The 18098-nt window shown below is 34.7% G+C and carries 19 protein-coding genes and 1 riboswitch; of the genes, 14 read left to right on the forward strand and 5 right to left on the reverse strand.

What is annotated here, in order from left to right:
* Nucleotides 1-9: 9 nt before the first annotated feature.
* A complete protein-coding gene (gene serA, locus ACTYBU_RS18975; protein ID WP_445492146.1) occupies nucleotides 10-1587 on the reverse strand; it encodes a phosphoglycerate dehydrogenase in 1578 nt (525 codons plus the stop codon).
* 283 nt (nucleotides 1588-1870) lie between these two features.
* A riboswitch (FMN riboswitch) is annotated at nucleotides 1871-2008 on the forward strand.
* Nucleotides 2009-2173: 165 nt separating this feature from the next.
* Here serA and ACTYBU_RS18980 point away from each other — a divergent pair.
* Nucleotides 2174-2749 (forward strand): ECF transporter S component, encoded by a 576-nt coding sequence (locus tag ACTYBU_RS18980; protein WP_445492148.1) that lies wholly within the window; start codon nucleotides 2174-2176, stop codon nucleotides 2747-2749.
* Nucleotides 2750-2826: 77 nt separating this feature from the next.
* Nucleotides 2827-3087, forward strand: a complete 261-nt coding sequence (locus ACTYBU_RS18985; protein WP_445492149.1) for a hypothetical protein — start codon at nucleotides 2827-2829, stop codon at nucleotides 3085-3087.
* Between the two features lie 232 nt (nucleotides 3088-3319).
* On the opposite strand, the gene ACTYBU_RS18990 is transcribed toward ACTYBU_RS18985, so the two are convergent.
* Nucleotides 3320-3568, reverse strand: a complete 249-nt coding sequence (locus tag ACTYBU_RS18990; protein WP_445492283.1) for a ferredoxin — start codon at nucleotides 3566-3568, stop codon at nucleotides 3320-3322.
* Between the two features lie 260 nt (nucleotides 3569-3828).
* Between ACTYBU_RS18990 and ACTYBU_RS18995 the strand changes: the two genes are divergently transcribed.
* The 5 genes from ACTYBU_RS18995 (at nucleotide 3829) to ACTYBU_RS19015 (ending at nucleotide 8578) form a co-directional block, all read left to right on the forward strand.
* Nucleotides 3829-4878, forward strand: a complete 1050-nt coding sequence (locus ACTYBU_RS18995) for a helix-turn-helix domain-containing protein (RefSeq protein WP_445492150.1) — start codon at nucleotides 3829-3831, stop codon at nucleotides 4876-4878.
* The gene (locus ACTYBU_RS19000; protein ID WP_445492152.1) at nucleotides 4875-6383 is read left to right on the forward strand and encodes a RecQ family ATP-dependent DNA helicase; all 1509 of its coding nucleotides are present in this window, start codon (nucleotides 4875-4877) and stop codon (nucleotides 6381-6383) included. Before ACTYBU_RS18995 ends, ACTYBU_RS19000 begins: the two co-directional genes overlap by 4 nt.
* The gene (locus ACTYBU_RS19005) at nucleotides 6364-7020 is read left to right on the forward strand and encodes a lysostaphin resistance A-like protein (protein WP_445492153.1); all 657 of its coding nucleotides are present in this window, start codon (nucleotides 6364-6366) and stop codon (nucleotides 7018-7020) included. The genes ACTYBU_RS19000 and ACTYBU_RS19005 overlap by 20 nt, the downstream gene beginning before the upstream one ends.
* A gap of 108 nt (nucleotides 7021-7128) precedes the next feature.
* Nucleotides 7129-7968, forward strand: coding sequence for a LysM peptidoglycan-binding domain-containing protein (locus ACTYBU_RS19010; protein ID WP_445492155.1), 840 nt, complete (start codon nucleotides 7129-7131; stop codon nucleotides 7966-7968).
* A 151-nt stretch (nucleotides 7969-8119) separates the two neighbouring features.
* Nucleotides 8120-8578, forward strand: a complete 459-nt coding sequence (locus tag ACTYBU_RS19015; protein ID WP_445492156.1) for a YpbF family protein — start codon at nucleotides 8120-8122, stop codon at nucleotides 8576-8578.
* A gap of 53 nt (nucleotides 8579-8631) precedes the next feature.
* Here the strand turns inward: ACTYBU_RS19015 and ACTYBU_RS19020 are convergent, their stop codons facing one another.
* From ACTYBU_RS19020 to ACTYBU_RS19030, 3 genes are all read right to left on the reverse strand, one after another.
* Nucleotides 8632-9201, reverse strand: coding sequence for a manganese catalase family protein (locus tag ACTYBU_RS19020; protein ID WP_445492158.1), 570 nt, complete (start codon nucleotides 9199-9201; stop codon nucleotides 8632-8634).
* 119 nt (nucleotides 9202-9320) lie between these two features.
* A complete protein-coding gene (locus tag ACTYBU_RS19025; RefSeq protein WP_445492159.1) occupies nucleotides 9321-9581 on the reverse strand; it encodes a spore coat protein CotJB in 261 nt (86 codons plus the stop codon).
* A complete protein-coding gene (locus ACTYBU_RS19030; RefSeq protein ID WP_445492161.1) occupies nucleotides 9578-9808 on the reverse strand; it encodes a spore coat associated protein CotJA in 231 nt (76 codons plus the stop codon). Before ACTYBU_RS19030 ends, ACTYBU_RS19025 begins: the two co-directional genes overlap by 4 nt.
* 298 nt (nucleotides 9809-10106) lie before the next feature.
* Between ACTYBU_RS19030 and ACTYBU_RS19035 the strand changes: the two genes are divergently transcribed.
* From ACTYBU_RS19035 to ypeB, 7 genes are all read left to right on the forward strand, one after another.
* The gene (locus tag ACTYBU_RS19035) at nucleotides 10107-10889 is read left to right on the forward strand and encodes a metallophosphoesterase (RefSeq protein ID WP_445492162.1); all 783 of its coding nucleotides are present in this window, start codon (nucleotides 10107-10109) and stop codon (nucleotides 10887-10889) included.
* A 97-nt stretch (nucleotides 10890-10986) separates the two neighbouring features.
* Nucleotides 10987-11571 (forward strand): genetic competence negative regulator, encoded by a 585-nt coding sequence (locus ACTYBU_RS19040; RefSeq protein ID WP_445492163.1) that lies wholly within the window; start codon nucleotides 10987-10989, stop codon nucleotides 11569-11571.
* A gap of 614 nt (nucleotides 11572-12185) precedes the next feature.
* Entirely contained in the window at nucleotides 12186-13463 is a 1278-nt protein-coding gene (locus ACTYBU_RS19045) for a Glu/Leu/Phe/Val family dehydrogenase (RefSeq protein ID WP_445492165.1), read from the forward strand.
* A gap of 273 nt (nucleotides 13464-13736) precedes the next feature.
* Nucleotides 13737-14702 carry a YpdA family putative bacillithiol disulfide reductase gene (locus ACTYBU_RS19050; RefSeq protein WP_445492167.1) on the forward strand — a complete coding sequence of 322 codons (966 nt, stop codon included), beginning with the start codon at nucleotides 13737-13739 and terminating at the stop codon, nucleotides 14700-14702.
* A 33-nt stretch (nucleotides 14703-14735) separates the two neighbouring features.
* Nucleotides 14736-15407, forward strand: coding sequence for a glutamic-type intramembrane protease PrsW (prsW, locus tag ACTYBU_RS19055; RefSeq protein WP_445492169.1), 672 nt, complete (start codon nucleotides 14736-14738; stop codon nucleotides 15405-15407).
* 282 nt (nucleotides 15408-15689) lie between these two features.
* A complete protein-coding gene (gene sleB / locus ACTYBU_RS19060; protein WP_445492284.1) occupies nucleotides 15690-16556 on the forward strand; it encodes a spore cortex-lytic enzyme in 867 nt (288 codons plus the stop codon).
* 13 nt (nucleotides 16557-16569) lie between these two features.
* On the forward strand, nucleotides 16570-17919 hold the full coding sequence (gene ypeB / locus ACTYBU_RS19065) for a germination protein YpeB (RefSeq protein WP_445492286.1): 1350 nt from the start codon (nucleotides 16570-16572) through the stop codon (nucleotides 17917-17919).
* The last annotated feature ends 179 nt before the right edge of the window (nucleotides 17920-18098 follow it).

The raw sequence follows: 18098 nt of genomic DNA on the forward strand, positions 1-18098 counted from the left end.
AATCAGGGATCAGCTTAACGTAATTCGATTTAAGGATGTAATATCATCTAATTGTTTAATAGCAGCAAGTGAGCTGTCTTCCAGTGTTTTATCAAATGAAAGAATCATAATTGCTTCTCCGCCTGCTTCTTTTCTTCCAACCTGCATGGTTGCGATATTAACAGAGCAGTCTCCTAGAATTTTACCAACTCTTCCGATAACACCAGGTCTGTCCATATGTTGCACATATAATAAGTTTCCTTCTGGATGGAAGTCTATATGAAATCCGTTTAAGTAAACAATCCGAGGACCATAGTTTTCAATATACGTTCCTTTCACTGTAAAGCTGGTTTGTTCCCCTTTTGCTGTTATCGTGATTAAATTAGAGTAGCCATGTGAGTTATTGGCTATTTTTTCTCCAATTGTAATTCCTCGATCCTTTGCTGTTAAAAGAGCGTTTACTTCATTAACAAATACATCTACACGATTTCTAAAGAAACCTGAGATCAATGCTTTTGTAAGATAAGTTGTTTCTAAGTCTGTTACAGAGCCAGAGTACGTAATGGTAATTTCCTGAATACCCTGCTGCATGCATTGGGAGAGGATGGCTCCCATTTGTTTGGATAATTGATGGAACGGTTTAATTTGTTCAAAAATATCTTTTGACAATGCAGGCAGGTTGATTGAATTTGCAGGCAGCTTACCTTCTAAATAAAGCCTTACTTCTTGTGCTACTTGTGTTGCCACATTCAGCTGTGCTTCTTTTGTAGATGCCCCTAAATGTGGTGTAACAATGACATTATCCAGTTTCACTAAAGGATTACCAACTGGTGGCTCTACTTCAAATACATCGATGGCAGCTCCAGCAACATGTCCATTTTCTATTGCTTGGGCAAGTGCCAGCTCATCAATAATTCCTCCGCGGGCACAGTTTAAAAAATAAATGCCTTTTTTTGTTTTACGAAGTGCTTCAGCGTTAATTAATCCCTTTGTTTCTTGTGTTAATGGGGTATGAACTGTAATGATATCTGCATTCTCCAGCAGTTCATCTAAAGAACCCGCTTTTACACCTTGTTGTTCTGCTCGCTCTTTCGTTAAAAATGGATCATAGACATATACACTCATTCCAAAAACTTTTGCACGTTTTGATAATTCGGAGCCGATTCGGCCAAAACCGATAATACCAAGTGTTTTTCCATTTAATTCAGTTCCGACAAAAGCATTTCTTTTCCATTCTAAATTTTTCACCGATTGATGTGCTTGCGGTATTTTTCTCATCAAGGAAGCCATCATGGCAAAAGTATGCTCAGCAGTAGAAATTGTATTTCCATCCGGAGCATTTACCACAATTACTCCTCGTTTTGTTGCAGCATTTATATCCACATTATCCACGCCAACACCAGCGCGGGCGACAATTTTTAAATTAGGCATTTGTTGAAGAAGTTCATCAGTAACAGTAGTTGCACTTCTAATGAGCAAGGCATCTATGGAACTCAAATCTACATCCGGATCATCCGTTTTTTTCTGAATAATATTTACCGATTGCATTTCTAATAATGGCTGTAATCCGATTTCACTAATGGCATCTGCTACTAATATTTGATACATGTTTTCTCTCCACCTACCATTTATTTGAATTCTGTCTTTTCGAGTAAAACAGTTGTACATTTTATTATTGTTTATTTCCTATAAATACTCAAGACTAATTAGAAAAGTTTAATCGAAATAATACAAAAAAACAGAAAATAAATGAAACTTGTCCATTGCGTCTATAAAAGTAATTAAATATGTTTATCAAAATAAGATAAAAATTTTAATAAAAATGCTAACTTCTTCACAGAATGACCATTCTTTTGTATAATAACAATGTAAACAAATTAATTTAATATTGATCTATCTTCGGGGCAGGGTGAAATTCCCGACCGGCGGTGATGAGAGTTCGAACTCTATAAGTCCGCGAACCTATGCGTTAGGTTGATTTGGTGAAAATCCAAAACCGACAGTACAGTCTGGATGGGAGAAGATGGAGGTTCAGCACGTTCAAAAATAAAATTATGAACGTTTGTTTAAGCATACCTTTAAAACTACTCCCTCAAGTGTGTTATTACTTGAGGGTTTTTATTTGGAATGTAAAACAATGCTGGAATCTTCCTTCTTTAGGTGAGATGGATCCTAAAAAAGGAGAAGAGAAAAAATGAGAAAAAAGATGAATGTAAGAACGTATGTCGCAGTGGGCATGTTAAGTGCATTGGCATATGTATTAATGATGCTTAATTTTCCGATTCCGCCATTCCCAACATGGCTGCAAATTGATTTTAGTGATGTACCTGCATTGGTAGCTGCTTTAATTCTGGGGCCAGCAGCAGGAATATTAGTGGAAGTAATAAAAAATATCATTGATTATTTTATTACTGGAAGTGAAACAGGGATTCCAGTTGGGCATATGGCAAACCTGCTTGCAGGCATAACTTTTATTTTGCCAACCTATTATATATATAATAAATTGAAGTCAAAAAAAGGAATGATAGTTGGACTGATTATCAGTACAGTGATAATGAGCATTGCCTTAAGTATTTTTAATTATTATATTCTTTTGCCTGTATTTATAAAATTAACGAAATTTCCGATGGATATAAAAGAAAATGTAGTACAATTTATACTGCCTTTTAACATCCTAAAAGGAGTTTTAATTTCGGTGGTTTTTATGCTGATTTATACAAAAATGAGCTCATGGCTCCATAAACAAATTCAATATCGAAATGCTGGATAAAAAGATAAGAGCAACACAAATATAAAAAATTTCAGCCTGCAGTATTAGAAGATTTTAAACATGATGACAAGACATTAATGGTGACCTTTAAATCCTTGCCAAAAGACAAAATCGAACCCATTCACCTTATGATAACGGCGCATTCTCCTATAGGGGAGAATAATAACACTAATTTTAAAGAAATAAAATTAAAGGATGGAACAATAGGTCAATATTTTGGCAATTCTCTTGTATTTAACCGTGATCATGTTTCTTATGAAGTGCTATATAAAAATGAAAGCATTCCAAAAGACCAATTGGAGAAAGAAATAATAGAGATAGCTAATCAAATGTTGTGAAAAAAGCCTGGAATTTTTCCAGGCTTTTTTTCTAAAAAGATAAGAAAGTATAAGTTTTCTGAAGTCAGAGAAGTGTCTAGCGCAAGCGCCCTATCGACTTCAACGCTTCCCTCACCTCGCTTGCGTAGTCAACATCGAATCACTACGTTCTTCGTGTTTCTTTTATCTAACTCGATTCAGTCCAGCTTATTCTGTCGATGAGCAATGGCGCATGCGCTTTTCTTAAATAAGACTATTCAAATTTAAGAGCGTCTCCCTCAAACGGTTCGTCTGCTACTTTAATGGAATCTGTTGGACAGCCTTCGAACGCATCTAGCATATCATCCAATAAAACTTCTGGAACTTCTACGTTCCCTTGGTTATCGTCTAAAGTTACAAATGCTAGACCTTCATCATCATAATCATAAATATCTGGTGCAGCAGCTCCGCAAGCTCCACAAGCAATACATGTGTCTTTATCTACGATCGTATATTTTGCCATGAGTGTAATTACCTCCAATATTTTCGTTAAGTTATATTCATTGTTTAACAAATGATACTCCTCACTATTATCTTATTGTAAAACTGAATCTGTAACTTTTCAACAAAAAATAATTACTTCTTTTATATGGTAAAGTAATTTTCTTTAATTTTCCTTGCTTTAATAGGAAATAAAAACAGGTTTTCATGTTAGAATATAGATAAATATCTTAACAAATTTCTACAAAATTAGTCATTGCCCGCATTAAAGGAGATGAGTAAATGTCCTTTATTGAGATCGTCATATTGCACTGTTTTCAAAGAATAAAAGGAGAACGAACCATTTATGCCATTTTACACTTGTTAAATGGCAAAAAGTCATCACAAACCATACAAGATATTCATCTTTTTCAATTGACAGCATTGTTTCAATCTTTTCCTGAATTAACACGATGTAACTTTGAAAAGATTGTCGTTCAATTGGCTGATAACGGATGGTTGGATCAAATAAATGATCAGCATTATGCTGTAAATAAAGATAAAAAATATCAAGTGGAAAAGTTGCTTCAGATGGAGCCAATTCCGAAGTATTTGAAAGGATGGAGCTATCATCAAGTTACAACTGTTTTTTGGGAACGACTGTCGTTATTTGTTCAAGTAGCTTCCCATCTTGCTGTAAATAAAGGCCGATATTTGCCTGTACAAAGAGATCGAAATGTCCAGAATTGGCTGAAGGAAACTCTTTATTTATTAAAAATTCCGCGAAATGAGTTAAGTGAAAATCTATATAGCGAAATAGTTGATTGTTTGGATGAACATGATATTCAGCCAGAATACTTAATTATACGATTGACGGGAGTCGATTATATTGGTTTGACTTCCCACCAGGCTGCAGAACTACTAAAAGTAGACCATGATTATTTTCTTGTGTATTTTTTATCAATTCTTCATTTTATGATCGGACGAGTTTTAGAAAGAGAGAAAAAATTTCCTATTTTAAAGAGAATGATTCAGACAAGCAATCAATTTTTGGGATTGACCAGATCAACAGCTAAAACATACGAATATCTTCAATTGGGGTATTCTATAGAAGAAATTATTGCTGCCCGCCAACTAAAAAGGAGTACTATTGAAGATCATATTGTAGAAATAATATTAAATATACCAACAGCTTCTATTCATCATTTTGTGGAAGAGAAGAAAGCAAAGCAAATTGAAGCGTGTATAAAACGGACATCTTCCAAGTCTTTAAAGCAGCTGAAAGAAAAATTATCGAATATAAGTTATTTTGAGATACGGATTGTTTTGGCGAAATTAGGTGACAAATCGTGAATTTAGAAAAAAAATTACAACAATTATATCATTTTAATGCTTTTCGGTCTGGACAAAAAGATGTGATTGAATCTATTTTAAATAAAAAACATACACTTGCTATGCTGCCTACTGGCACAGGAAAGTCTTTATGCTACCAATTGCCTGGTCTATTGATGGATGGTATCGTAATTGTTATTTCTCCCCTTTTATCATTAATGCAAGATCAAGTAGAACAAATGAAAATGAATGGGGAAAAAAGGGTAGTTGCGTTAAATTCGTTTTTGTCGCCGTTCGAAAAAAACGATGTACTGAAGAATATTAAAAAATATAAATTTTTATTTATTTCACCAGAAATGGCAAGAAATCATCATGTGTTATCGGTGTTAAAAACATTAAACATAAGCTTATTTGTCATTGATGAAGCGCATTGCATCTCTCAATGGGGATATGATTTTCGACCGGAATACCAAAAATTAGGACTCGTCAGAAAGGAATTAGGCGATCCTGTTACTTTAGCGCTGACAGCAACTGCTACAGAAGAAATTAGAAAAGATATTAAAGAATCACTTTTTTTAGAAACGATAAATGAAGTGGTTTATTCCGTTGATCGTCCGAATATTGCCCTGTGTGTGGAGAAAATATCCACTTCTAAGAGAAAAATGGACAGATTAGTTCACTTGGCAGAAAATTTACATGGACCAGGAATCATCTATTTTTCAAGTAAAAAAATCGCGGAACAAACAGCAGAATATCTTCGCGGAAAATGTAATAAAAAGTGTACAGGTTATCATGGAGGAATGACTCAGGAAGATAGAATCCTTATTCAGCAGCAGTTTCTTGCAGGACAGTTGGATATTATTTGCGCAACAAGCGCTTTTGGTATGGGGATTAATAAGGAGAATATACGGTATGTAATTCATTATCATATGTCTTCACAATTTGAATCCTACCTGCAGGAGATTGGCCGTGCAGGGAGAGATCAACAGCAAAGTGCTGCTATCTTGTTATTTGCTCCGGGAGATGAATTTTTAGCCTATCAAATGGCTGAGATGGAAATGCCGTCTGAATTGCAAATAAAGCAGTTCGAATTATCCCTGACATCCTATAAAAAGTATGAAGATTGGGAGAAAGCAGAAAAAGCATGGTTGGATTATCATTTTTCTGAAACGCAGTGGAGAGTATTAAAAGCATTCATCCATGAGGAAAAAAACGATATCAGACAGCTAGTAAAGAAGCTGGATGATTTTAATGAACATCGAAGTAGACGGTGGCAAAAAAAGAAACAAAATATAACAGATTTTTTATGCTGGATTAATACGGATCAGTGCAGAAGATCAATGATAACTACTTATTTTGCAGAAGAGAAAAATCCATCCTATATAAACAAATGCTGTGATAATTGCGGGCTGGAGGTATCCGATTTTTATGAGGAGCAAGTGTTTTACTCGGATCAGCCTTCTATACAGGATTGGAAGAAGATGCTAGCTGGAATTCTTTTGAAAAGTGAGTTGTCAAATGAATAAAGAAAAGTATGATCAAATGATCAGTCAGTTGTCAGATAAAGAATTAGTCAAACATTTATATTTAACACAAATCTTTTTATGGATTGGATCTATTCTTTTAAGTATGCTTGTTTTTAAATCCAATTCATTGCTTATTTTGTTATTTAAGGTGGAGATCCATTATTTTTACATTGGTTTGGCAGCTGGTATTGCCGTTGTCCTAATAGATATTTTATTAATGAATATTTTACCTGAAAAGTATCAGGATGATGGAGGCGTAAATCACCGACTATTTGCAAAAAGAAATCCATTTCATATAGCGGTAATTGCAGCAATGGTTGCTTTTAGTGAAGAAATCTTGTTTAGAGGGATCTTGCAGACCAATCTAGGTTTGTTTATCAGCAGCTTTATTTTTGCGCTGATTCATTTCCGTTATTTATATAATCGTTTCTTATTTGCGAATATAATTGTTTTAAGCCTGCTAATTGGGTATTTATTTAAAATAACAGATAACCTTTGGGTAACGATCGTGATGCATTTTGTCATTGATTTTCTGTTAGGGATTATTATTCGATATAAATTATTTGGATACAAAACGCTTGTAGGAAGGATGAGTGAGTCTCCACCATCTAATAATGAAAATACAGATTCAAAATAGGATTAAGATGGTGTGTGCAGACCACTGTTTCTTTACTTGTATAATAAAAATAAAAAAACTTGCTAGAAGGGGAAATAGACAAATGAATAAAGTGAGGGAAGGGATGTTATGACAAAAGAAGATCCTTATAGAGTCCAGGCAGATATGCAAAAAAAGAGAATCCCTCGGGTGGATAAAACAATTAAACTAAAAGAAGAAAAAGAAGAGACAACAAGTGAGGGGATAAAATATCCTCCAAGAAGAAGTGTACATCATAAGAAAAGAAAAAAGAAAAAATTTAAAACACCGCTTATAACTTTATTAGTTATTATTTTTATTTTATTGCCAATAAGCGTTTTATTTATTAATAAAGCTTTATCTGAAAGAGGTTTTTCATCCATCATTCCTGCTGATTCATCCTCTAAACAGTTTGAACAAGTGGATATACAACAAAATAATGACAGTGAAGAGATTTCAGCAGATGACAAAAAAGAGCAAACATCAGAACAAGAAGAAAAGAAGAACGAAGAAAAGCCAACAGAAGTTCCTGCCAATGAAACTGTAAACAAAAATGCCAATGAAGAAAAAAAAGAACAAATAGAAAAACAAACAGACCAAGGAGAAAGCAAAACAGTACAAACAGAGCAAAAAACGCCAGTATATAATTCAACAACTGACGCCAAAAACATAAAAAAAGTACAAGGTACAAAAGATGATTCTGGTGCTTTCTCCGAAAATATGAAAGATGAAGAGACTTCAACTAATAATAAAACTACTACTTCTCCTGTACCGAATGAAACTACAGAAGGTAAAGTTGTTTATCATAAAGTGGCAAAGGGAGAAACGTTGTATCGAATTGCCATGAACTACTATCATTCAGATGATGGCATTGAGAAAATTAGAGCAGCAAATAATTTGCAGGGAAACGAAATACAATTAGGTCAAACATTAAAAATACCACTACCTTAAAGATAGATGCTTTATGAATACTACCTCAGTACTATGTCTGTGCTTGCTGAATAAAAAATAGTATTCTAACTTGTCCATTCTTTTCATATCTTTTTATAAAGCGTTTTTAAATCAGTATAAAAAGGTAATAAGGGAGAGGAATGATCAAGAGATGGAAACTTCTATCCAAAAGTTGGACGATTATACAGATGAAGCTACAAAAACAATGCTGCAAAAATTGGTTGAGAAGAAGTGGAAATTTGATTTATTAACAAAACGACATTTATTTATTATGTGGTTGACGATTTTTCTAACATTTATTTATACGTACTGGTTGTATAAACAAATTGCTGTTCCGTATGCCCACTCATTTGCTGTTATGTTTTCTGTATTTATACAAGAAAAGAATAATTTGTATGCGATGGCAATTATTATTGGTTCATTTGGATTTATGAATGTATTAAAACAAAAAAAAGATAAAGCAGAAAAAGAATTTCATGCATTGCGTTGTGAGATTATCGATAAAAGCAAGGATCTATGGAAAAAAGAAGAAGAATGGAAAAATCGTCATAAAGTTTTTGACATGATGAAAAAGCTTTATGACATAAATTTATTTCATGAATCGAAATGAAGAGAGAAGCATTGTCATGATACAAGGTATGATGCTGTCTCTCTCTTTTTTGATTAAAATATTTTTTTTCGGTCTTTTTCGTCTTTTAATAGTTCAACTGCTTCTCGAAAACGCTGTGAATGGATGATTTCTCTTTCTCGCAAAAAACGGAGGCTGTCATTTAAATCAGGATCATCGCTCATATTAATAATCCATTGATACGTTGCTCTTGCCTTTTCTTCTGCGGCAATGTCTTCGTACAGATCAGCAATAGGATCACCTTTTGCAGCAATATAGGTAGCAGTCCAAGGATTTCCGGCAGCATCATGATAAAATAAGGCATGATCATGATTTGCGTAATGGTCGCCAAGTCCAGCTGCTTTTAATTGGTCGGGTGTTGCATCTTTTGTTAGTTTATAAATCATTGTTGCGATCATCTCAAGGTGAGCAAATTCTTCTGTTCCAATGTCTGTTAATAATCCAATAACACGATCTGGAATAGAGTAGCGCTGATTTATATATCTTAGTGCTGCAGCCAACTCTCCATCAGCACCACCATATTGTTCAATAAGGAATTTAGCTAACCTGGGATTACAGGTACTGACTTTAACAGGGTATTGTAATTTCTTTTCATATAGCCACATACTGCTTTATCTCCTTTCTAAACAGGGAAGAAGGCATAAATGGTTTAAAAGTTTAATAGTTTTCTTTTTAAGTCGCCAAGGGACTAATGTACCTCGCTAACGGGAGCTTGCGCTTTTCTCTACACTTGCCATGGCCATGGAGCCGAATCCCAATCCCATGGTGACCCAGAATAACTGTTTCCATATTGAAGCAAAGGACCGTATCTACTTTCGTATAGCTTTTTAAATTTTTCTCTTTCTTTTACATAATGGTTAAATTGATGGATGGCATCCTCATCATGATGATGGGTGTCTAAGTATAAGGTTAATTCAACAAGTACAAAATCTACTGCCTGTAATTGTTCTAATAATTGATAATACTCTGGTGTGAGCTGTTTCATAAAGCGAAATCTCCTTCTCTTTTTTCATAAGGACTATAATAAGGATCATAAAATGCCTTCCATAAGGTTCCTGCTTTTAAGGCTTCCATTGGGGAAAATTGCTCCAGATTTGGTGGCTGGAATCCCATATACAGATTAGGCGGAGTCGAGTAAGTTTTCGTTTTAATTGGATGGCAAGGATCATTTGGTCCTATAAAAGGTTGGTATTGTTTATAAAATGAACTCATAAATAGGTCCTCCTTTAAAATGGTATAATCTTTAAATAATATGAAAATATTTCTATTTCATGCTTTACTTTTAAAGAAACAGCAAATCTTCCTAATGAGCAGGGAAAGCATTGGATAAAGTAAACTTCCATCAGTGGGGGTTTTGCCTCATCCCCCACTGATGGTTAGTTGCACTTATCGGACCTTTACGGGCGAGTTTCAACACCTAGATTCCTCGATTTCTCGGCATCTTGAGGTGGGGGTCTTACTACGCGTTAAGAGTGGGATAAACAAATTAGAAAGCGAAAGGGAGAATAAAATGAAAATCTTTATTCTACTAGTGCTGTTCTTCATGATCGGCATATGGATATTGATAAAAATGTATAAAGAAGCACATGAAGACAATGTAAAATATGAAATGCTCTTTTTTCCTGATTTTCCCCGTTCTTTTAAAGAAATCTCACTGTTTTTCATTTCTGATATTCATAAAAGAGTTATTTCAGATGCCATTATAGAAGAAGTAATAGGTGTTGCTGATATCGTCATTATCGGAGGAGATTTATTGGAAAGAGGAGTCTCCATGCAGCAAGTGGCAGAAAATATTCAAAAACTGAAAAAAATTGGCGACATTTATTTTATTTGGGGAAATAATGACTATGAAGCGGATTTGGACTCATTAAAAAAAATAATGAATGAACATCAAGTGCATGTGTTAGAAAATACAGCGATAACCTTTCAATCGAAACAAGGAGAAAAATGGTCTTTAATTGGAATTGGAGATCATGCGCAGGAATTAGATGATTTAGAAAAAGCTCTTATCAAAACAAAAGAGGAAACCTTTAAAATTTTATTAAGCCATAACCCAAAAGTGATTCAGGATATAAAAAAGGAGGATAATATCTCCTTTATATTAAGTGGGCATACACATGGCGGCCAAATCAGAATTTTTGGATTTGGACCATATAAAATTGGAAAAACAAAAGTTGTTGGCAATACAACGATATTGGTCAGCAATGGATATGGTACAACCACTTTACCGCTGCGTCTTGGAGCAAGATCAGAAACACATATGATAAAAATTAAAAACACATTAGATCAATGAAATATTTCCGCTCGTTTAGATGTTGATACTAATCACCCTTTTCTGTCTGCTTCATAAACTACAGTAAGAGTTTTTTCAAGGAGCAGGAGGCAATGTCATGCGCTTAGAGAGGTTAAATTATAACAGAATAAAAATACATCTGACTTTTGATGACTTATATGAACGCGGCTTAACAAAAGAAGATATATGGAAAGACTCGATTAAATGGCAGTATTTTTTTCATGAAATGCTAGAAGAGGCTAATGATCTGTTCGGTTTAGAAATAAACGGTTCTGTTGCAGTGGAAATTTTTTCGTTAAAAGCACAAGGTATGGTCATGATTTTAACGATGACCGAACAAGAAGATGATGATGAAGAGCTGTTAAACGAAGGTTTTTTGGAAATGCAGGTTACAGTGGAAGAAACTGTCGACATATTATTTGCATTTAAGGATTTAGAGGCTGTTATACAAGTGTGCAAACAGCTGGAGCATGTTGGGTTTAAAGGCGGAAGTCTTTATGCTAAAGAACGCAGCTACTATTTGTGTTTTGCGGATATAATCGCAAAAAGAGAGGAACAAATGGTTGCATTGTTAGGAGAATATGGAGAATGCTGCTTAACCAGCATTTATTTGATTCAAGAATATGGAAAAACAATATGCGAACAGAAAGCGATTGAAACGATCACGACCTATTTTCATTGAACTTTCCATTTCGTTAGTAAAAGAAATATATTCCCCAGATAAAGTACAAAAATAGATAGAAAAAGATAAAGTTAATTCCAATACTTTTTCACCTATAATGCTAGTTTTAGATTGGCATATGCAGAAAGGGGAATAAGTAGGAAACAGCTTTATCTTTTTGTGCTGAAAATGAAATCAGATAAAGGCTATAAATAGAAGAAGTTCGTTGGTAAAACACCTTAAAAATGTTAAAATAAAAGCATGATTTATTCCTTTAAAAAAGGAATATAATGAAACAATTAATTTTACATAAAAACTACAGGGAGATGAAGGACAAAGAGTATCTTTGCGGAATATACTATAGAAAGATTGGTTAATCAGGAATAAACATCTATCCATATTAATAATAGTAACAAAGAAAAAGATTTAATAAAAATAGTTCTCTTGCAATAAGAATGGAAACGTGTATACTAATTTTGAAAATGGTTAAAAGACTGAAACAAAATCTTATTTATATAACAAAAAACTACTAGTAAATACAAAAAAATGGACATTTTTTGCAATGGACCTGCTCTCATTTTATGAAGAGTATACTTGAAAATTATTTATTTTTTAGTTTTTTAGGAGGATTTATAATGGTAGCCAAAAAATCTAACGAGAAAAAACAAATGGATGAGCAGCATGATGTGTTAAAATCAACACAAACTATAATTCATAAAGCATTAAATAAATTAGGATATTCTGATGAAGTGTATGAATTATTAAAAGAGCCTGTTCGGATGATGACTGTTAAGATTCCTGTAAGAATGGATGACGGAAGTGTAAAAATTTTTACTGGCTACCGGGCTCAGCATAATGATGCTGTTGGTCCAACAAAGGGTGGAATTCGTTTTCATCCTCAAGTAACGGAAACAGAAGTAAAAGCATTATCGATATGGATGAGCCTAAAATGCGGCATTGTTGATCTCCCATATGGTGGTGGTAAAGGTGGTATTGTTTGTGACCCACGTGATATGTCCTTTCGTGAATTAGAACGTCTCAGCCGTGGATATGTGCGTGCTATTAGTCAAATTGTTGGTCCGACAAAGGATATTCCCGCACCGGATGTGTTTACAAATTCTCAAATAATGGCGTGGATGATGGACGAGTACAGCAGAATTGATGAATTTAATTCCCCGGGCTTTATTACTGGAAAACCGCTAGTTTTAGGTGGCTCGCATGGGAGAGAAACAGCTACAGCAAAAGGTGTTACTATATGCATTAGAGAAGCAGCCAAACGAAAGGGCATTACGATTGAAGGAGCACGTGTTGTTGTGCAGGGGTTTGGAAATGCAGGTAGTTTTCTTGCTAAATTTATGCATGATGCAGGAGCAAAAATCATCGGAATATCAGATGCATACGGAGCATTGCATGACCCAAATGGATTGGATATTGACTATTTATTAGACAGAAGAGACAGTTTCGGGACAGTAACAAACTTATTTAATAAAACGATTACCAATAAAGAGCTTTTGGAACTAGATTGCGACATATTAGTGCCAGCAGCCATTGAAAATCAAATAACCGAACAAAATGCTGATAATATTAAAGCAAGCATTGTGGTGGAAGCGGCAAATGGCCCAACAACTATTGAAGCGACGCGAATTCTTTCCGAAAAAGGCATATTATTAGTGCCGGATGTCCTGGCTTCTGCTGGTGGTGTCACAGTATCTTATTTTGAATGGGTGCAGAATAATCAAGGCTTCTATTGGACAGAAGAAGAAGTGGAAGAAAGATTGGAAAAAGTCATGAGCAAAGCATTTCATAATATTTATGAAACGGCTCAAATAAGAAGAGTGGACATGAGGTTGGCTGCCTATATGGTGGGTGTCAGAAAAATGGCGGAAGCATCTAGATTTAGAGGCTGGATATAAATCGCCTTTTATCTATTGTATATTTTCGGAAAATCTCCTATGCTATTTGTAGGAGATTTTTTCCTTAAAAAAAACACTTACCACAAAAACAAAATGTAATCTTATCTAATTATAAAAAAGGACTAAGTTCCGTAACTTTAGTATGTTTAAAAATATTGTATTTCGCAGCGAACAATTAGAAATGCAGGCGATTCTCTACAGCATATTGAAATGGAATTCAATGGTTGTCTTCATCTATTTGGGATGAATGACTTTTGTAAGGAGTGAAATCATATGATAAAAGAAAATGCCATCATTATTGGCGGAGGACCGTGTGGATTGGCTGCAGCTATTGCATTAAAAGAATCTAATTTAAATCCGGTTGTCATTGAAAAAGGAAATATTGTTAATGCCATTCATGGGTATCCTACCCACCAGACATTTTTTAGCACAAGTGAAAAATTAGAAATTGGAGAGGTTCCGTTTTTAACAGAACAATATAAGCCTAATCGCAACCAGGCTTTAGTATACTATCGAGAAGTAGTGAAAAGAAAGAATCTTCGTATCAATGCGTATGAAAAAGTATTAGAAGTAGAAAAAACATCTACTAACGAATTTTTTGTAAAAAGCACAAAAAATGAATACATAACCCCATATCTTGTCGTAGCAACTGGCTATTATGATCATCCAAACTATATGAATATCCCTGGAGAAGAGCTTCCAAAGGTGATGCACTATTTCAAAGAAGCTCATCCTTATTTTGATCATGATGTTGTAGTAGTAGGCGGAAAAAACTCAAGTGTTGATGCTGCCATTGAACTTGTGAAAGCGGGAGCAAGAGTAACTGTTATATATAGAGGAAATGAATATTCATCCAGCATCAAGCCATGGATTCTTCCTGAATTTGAGTCGTTAGTCCGAAATGGCATTATTAAAATGGAATTTAATGCGAATGTAGTAGAAATTAAAGAGAAGGCTTTGCGTTATCAAAAGTCAGGAGAAACATTTGAAATAAAAAATGATTTCGTCTTTGCAATGACAGGCTATCATCCGGATCATCAATTTTTAAAAAAAATGGGCGTGGAAATTGAGGAATCTACAGGCAGGCCTGTATTTGATTCAGACACGATGGAAACAAATGTGGAAGGGATATTTATTGCTGGAGTATTAGCAGCAGGCAATAATGCAAATGAAATTTTTATAGAAAATGGCCGTTTTCACGGAGGGCAAATAGCAGAGGCTATTTTAAGCCGTAAATAAAGGTTGATAAAAAAGGGGAATGAGGTCGGAAAAATGTTGGCGATTATTTCTGCTGGGATCGCTCCTGGCTTGGCTTTATTAAGTTATTTTTATTTAAAAGATCAATATGATTCTGAACCCATTACCCTTGTGTTTAGAACATTTATTTCTGGTGCGCTGCTCGTTTTTCCCATTATGTTTATTCAATATGTTTTACACGTAGAAATGATTTTGCCTGATGGGATATGGAGCTCCTTATTTTCCACTAGTTTATTAGAAGAGTTCTTTAAATGGTTTATTTTATTTTATACAGCATATCAGCATGTGGAATTTGATGAACCATATGATGGCATTATTTATGGTGCTTCCGTTTCATTAGGATTTGCTACAGTCGAGAATATTTTATATTTAATTGCGAATGGAGTAGAGCACGCTTTAGGAAGGGCAATTTTGCCGGTATCAAGTCATGCTTTATTTGGTGTAATAATGGGGTATTATTTAGGCAAAGGAAAATTCACCATGCCTCGCGGAAAATGGGTCTTTTATTCGTTGTTTTTCCCTTTTTTGCTCCATGGCATATATGACTATATTTTAACACTGGAAAAAAACTGGCTGTTGATTATAACACCGTTTATGTTTTTTTTATGGTGGACTGGTTTGCGGAAAGTAAGGCTGGCAAGGGAGTTAAGCAGGGAACATTATCAGAAATATGTTAATGCAAATTAGCTTTTGATAGAAGAAACTGCAGCATTAAAAGTAACCGGGTATAAATTACCAGTTGCAGGTTATTATTTTGTTTGAAAAAATGAGTGGAAAGGCGTCATCCCTTAAGGATGCTGTCTTTTTTTAGGTCGCAGCCAATAGAATAAGAATAGAAAACAGAGTGAGACTGGTTCACTCTGTATTTTTTTTGTATAAAAATCCAGTTGCTACAAAAAATAGAGTTAATGTTAATAGTATTTATTTCTGGGGGTAACAGTCGTGAAAAAAAAATTATTACTCGCAAAAATGACCATCATTTTTTCTCTCAGCTTAACAATAGTGCCATTGACGATTGGAGAAAAGGCATATGCCTTTTCGAATCAAGTCATTCAACATGGTGCAGTCGGCGATGATGTTATCGAACTTCAGTCGCGGCTACAGTATATAGGTTTTTATAATGGGAAAATTGATGGAGTTTTTGGATGGCAGACATATTGGGCATTACGAAACTTTCAATATGAATTTGGTTTGCCAATCGATGGAATGGCAGGCTGGAAAACAAAGTTAAAGCTTGCGGATGCATCTCAATACAATGAAAATTATGTCAAACAGCAGATCAACAAAGGAAAAAAGTTTTCCCATTATGGCGGGGTGGATTTGAATAAACAAAAATCTCCTCCCTCAAAAAAATCAACTAGTAATAATGGCGGTGGAACTGAACCAAAAGGAACCACTTCAAAACTAAACAAGAGTACAGCGCAATCTGGTGAAAGTAAAACGCAAAATAAACCGACAGCAGCAAATGTTCCGAATGGTTTTTCACAAAATGATATTCAATTAATGGCCAATGCTGTTTACGGGGAATCACGTGGAGAACCATATACAGGACAGGTTGCGGTTGCAGCAGTTATTTTGAATCGTATTAACAGTGCGTCTTTCCCTAATACCGCATCTGGGGTAATATTTGAACCTGGAGCTTTTACGGCAGTAGCTGATGGACAAATTTGGCTAGCACCGAATGAAAAAGCGAAAGAAGCAGTACTGGATGCGATAAATGGATGGGATCCTACAGGCAATGCCTTGTATTATTTTAATCCAGATACAGCTACAAGTGCTTGGATTTGGACAAGACCACAAATCAAACAAATAGGCAAACATATCTTTTGTAAATAAAGAGGTGAGAAAATTGCTAAGAGGAATATTAATTGCAGTATTAGCAATAGGAGTTGCAGGTGCTGGATTTTGGGGCTATCAAGAGCATAAAGAAAAAAATGCTATTTTAATGAATGCGGAAAACAATTATCAAAGGGCATTTCATGATTTAACATATCAAGTCGATTTATTGCATGATCAAATAGGAAGCACTTTGGCAATGAATTCACAACAATCATTATCTCCTGCATTGGCAGATGTGTGGAGAATTACATCGGAGGCTCATAGTGATGTGGGGCAATTGCCTCTTACTTTATTGCCATTTAATAAAACAGAGGAATTTCTGGCAAAAATCGGGGATTTCAGTTATCGAACTGCTGTGAGGGATTTGAATAAAGAGCCGCTTTCCGATAAAGAATATGATTCATTAAAAAAATTGTATGGCCAAGCGGAAGAAATTCAAAATGAACTGCGCAATGTTCAACATTCTGTCATCAAAAATAATTTGCGCTGGATGGATGTCGAAATGGCATTAGCAACAGGCAATGAGACAAAAGATAATACCATTGTCGACGGTTTAAAGACAGTAGAGCAAAAAGTAGAAGGTTATGAAGAAACCTCCTTTGGACCAACCTATGTAAATATGGAGAAAAAAGATGAGAATTTTCAAAGCTTGGAAGGAAGCACTATTACAAAGGAAGAAGCGATTAAAACAGCAAAAAAATATGCGAATTTTAAAGGGGGCACCGACGTAAAAGTAACAGAAAATGGAAAAGGTTCCAATTATGGATTTTATAGTGTTAATGTACTGGATAAAGATACAAAACTTGAAGCAAGCATGGACATTACCAAAAAAGGCGGATATCCAATTTGGTATATTCTTTCAAGAGATGTGAATAAACAAGAAATAAGCCTAAATAAAGCTGGTAATAATGCGGTGAAGTTTTTAAAAGACAATAACTTTAAAGATCTAGCGCTTTTTGAAAGCATGCAATATGATAAGATCGGTGTTTTTTCTTTTGTAACCGAAATAGATGGGGTGAAAATTTATCCAGACAGCATTAAGGTGAAAGTAGCTTTGGATAATGGAAATATTGTTGGTTTTGCCGCTGAAGAATATTTGAAATCCCATAAACAAAGAAAAATTGCCGATCCTGTTATTTCAAAAGCAGACGCACAGAAAAAAATAAATAAACAAGTAAAAATAATGGATGACGGTTTAGCCATTATTATCAATGATTTAAATGAAGAAGTGCTTTGCTACGAATTTATTGGAACGCTAGGGGAAGATACGTACAGAATTTATATTAATGCTAAAAACAGTATAGAAGAAAAAGTCGAAAAGCTAAAAAATGCTGAACCTGTGTACGAAGAGGTTGTATAAAGTGAACCTTTTTCATCAGTGGGGGTTTTCTTCATCCCCACTGATTGTTAGTTGAACTTATCGGACCTTTACGGGCAGTTATCCCCCACCTAGCTTCTTTGATTCCTCAGTACCTTGAGGTGGGGGTCTTACTGCCCGTTAAGAGTAGGATAAATAATGGGAAACGCCAACAGAGGCGG

The organism is Niallia sp. 03133 (assembly GCF_052663225.1).

What these genes read in the sequence shown, in the direction of transcription:
- ACTYBU_RS19030 (WP_445492161.1), bottom strand. Translation starts at nt 9,808, where the DNA reads ATGAGTTCATTTTATAAACAATACCAACCTTTTATAGGACCAAATGAT.
- prsW (WP_445492169.1), top strand. Translation starts at nt 14,736, where the DNA reads ATGTTGGCGATTATTTCTGCTGGGATCGCTCCTGGCTTGGCTTTATTA.
- sleB (WP_445492284.1), top strand. Translation starts at nt 15,690, where the DNA reads ATGACCATCATTTTTTCTCTCAGCTTAACAATAGTGCCATTGACGATT.
- ACTYBU_RS18980 (WP_445492148.1), top strand. Translation starts at nt 2,174, where the DNA reads ATGAGAAAAAAGATGAATGTAAGAACGTATGTCGCAGTGGGCATGTTA.
- ACTYBU_RS19025 (WP_445492159.1), bottom strand. Translation starts at nt 9,581, where the DNA reads ATGAAACAGCTCACACCAGAGTATTATCAATTATTAGAACAATTACAG.
- ACTYBU_RS19015 (WP_445492156.1), top strand. Translation starts at nt 8,120, where the DNA reads ATGGAAACTTCTATCCAAAAGTTGGACGATTATACAGATGAAGCTACA.
- ACTYBU_RS19010 (WP_445492155.1), top strand. Translation starts at nt 7,129, where the DNA reads ATGACAAAAGAAGATCCTTATAGAGTCCAGGCAGATATGCAAAAAAAG.
- ACTYBU_RS19040 (WP_445492163.1), top strand. Translation starts at nt 10,987, where the DNA reads ATGCGCTTAGAGAGGTTAAATTATAACAGAATAAAAATACATCTGACT.
- ACTYBU_RS18985 (WP_445492149.1), top strand. Translation starts at nt 2,827, where the DNA reads ATGGTGACCTTTAAATCCTTGCCAAAAGACAAAATCGAACCCATTCAC.
- ACTYBU_RS19020 (WP_445492158.1), bottom strand. Translation starts at nt 9,201, where the DNA reads ATGTGGCTATATGAAAAGAAATTACAATACCCTGTTAAAGTCAGTACC.
- ACTYBU_RS18995 (WP_445492150.1), top strand. Translation starts at nt 3,829, where the DNA reads ATGTCCTTTATTGAGATCGTCATATTGCACTGTTTTCAAAGAATAAAA.
- ACTYBU_RS19050 (WP_445492167.1), top strand. Translation starts at nt 13,737, where the DNA reads ATGATAAAAGAAAATGCCATCATTATTGGCGGAGGACCGTGTGGATTG.
- ACTYBU_RS19035 (WP_445492162.1), top strand. Translation starts at nt 10,107, where the DNA reads ATGAAAATCTTTATTCTACTAGTGCTGTTCTTCATGATCGGCATATGG.
- ACTYBU_RS19045 (WP_445492165.1), top strand. Translation starts at nt 12,186, where the DNA reads ATGGTAGCCAAAAAATCTAACGAGAAAAAACAAATGGATGAGCAGCAT.
- serA (WP_445492146.1), bottom strand. Translation starts at nt 1,587, where the DNA reads ATGTATCAAATATTAGTAGCAGATGCCATTAGTGAAATCGGATTACAG.
- ACTYBU_RS18990 (WP_445492283.1), bottom strand. Translation starts at nt 3,568, where the DNA reads ATGGCAAAATATACGATCGTAGATAAAGACACATGTATTGCTTGTGGA.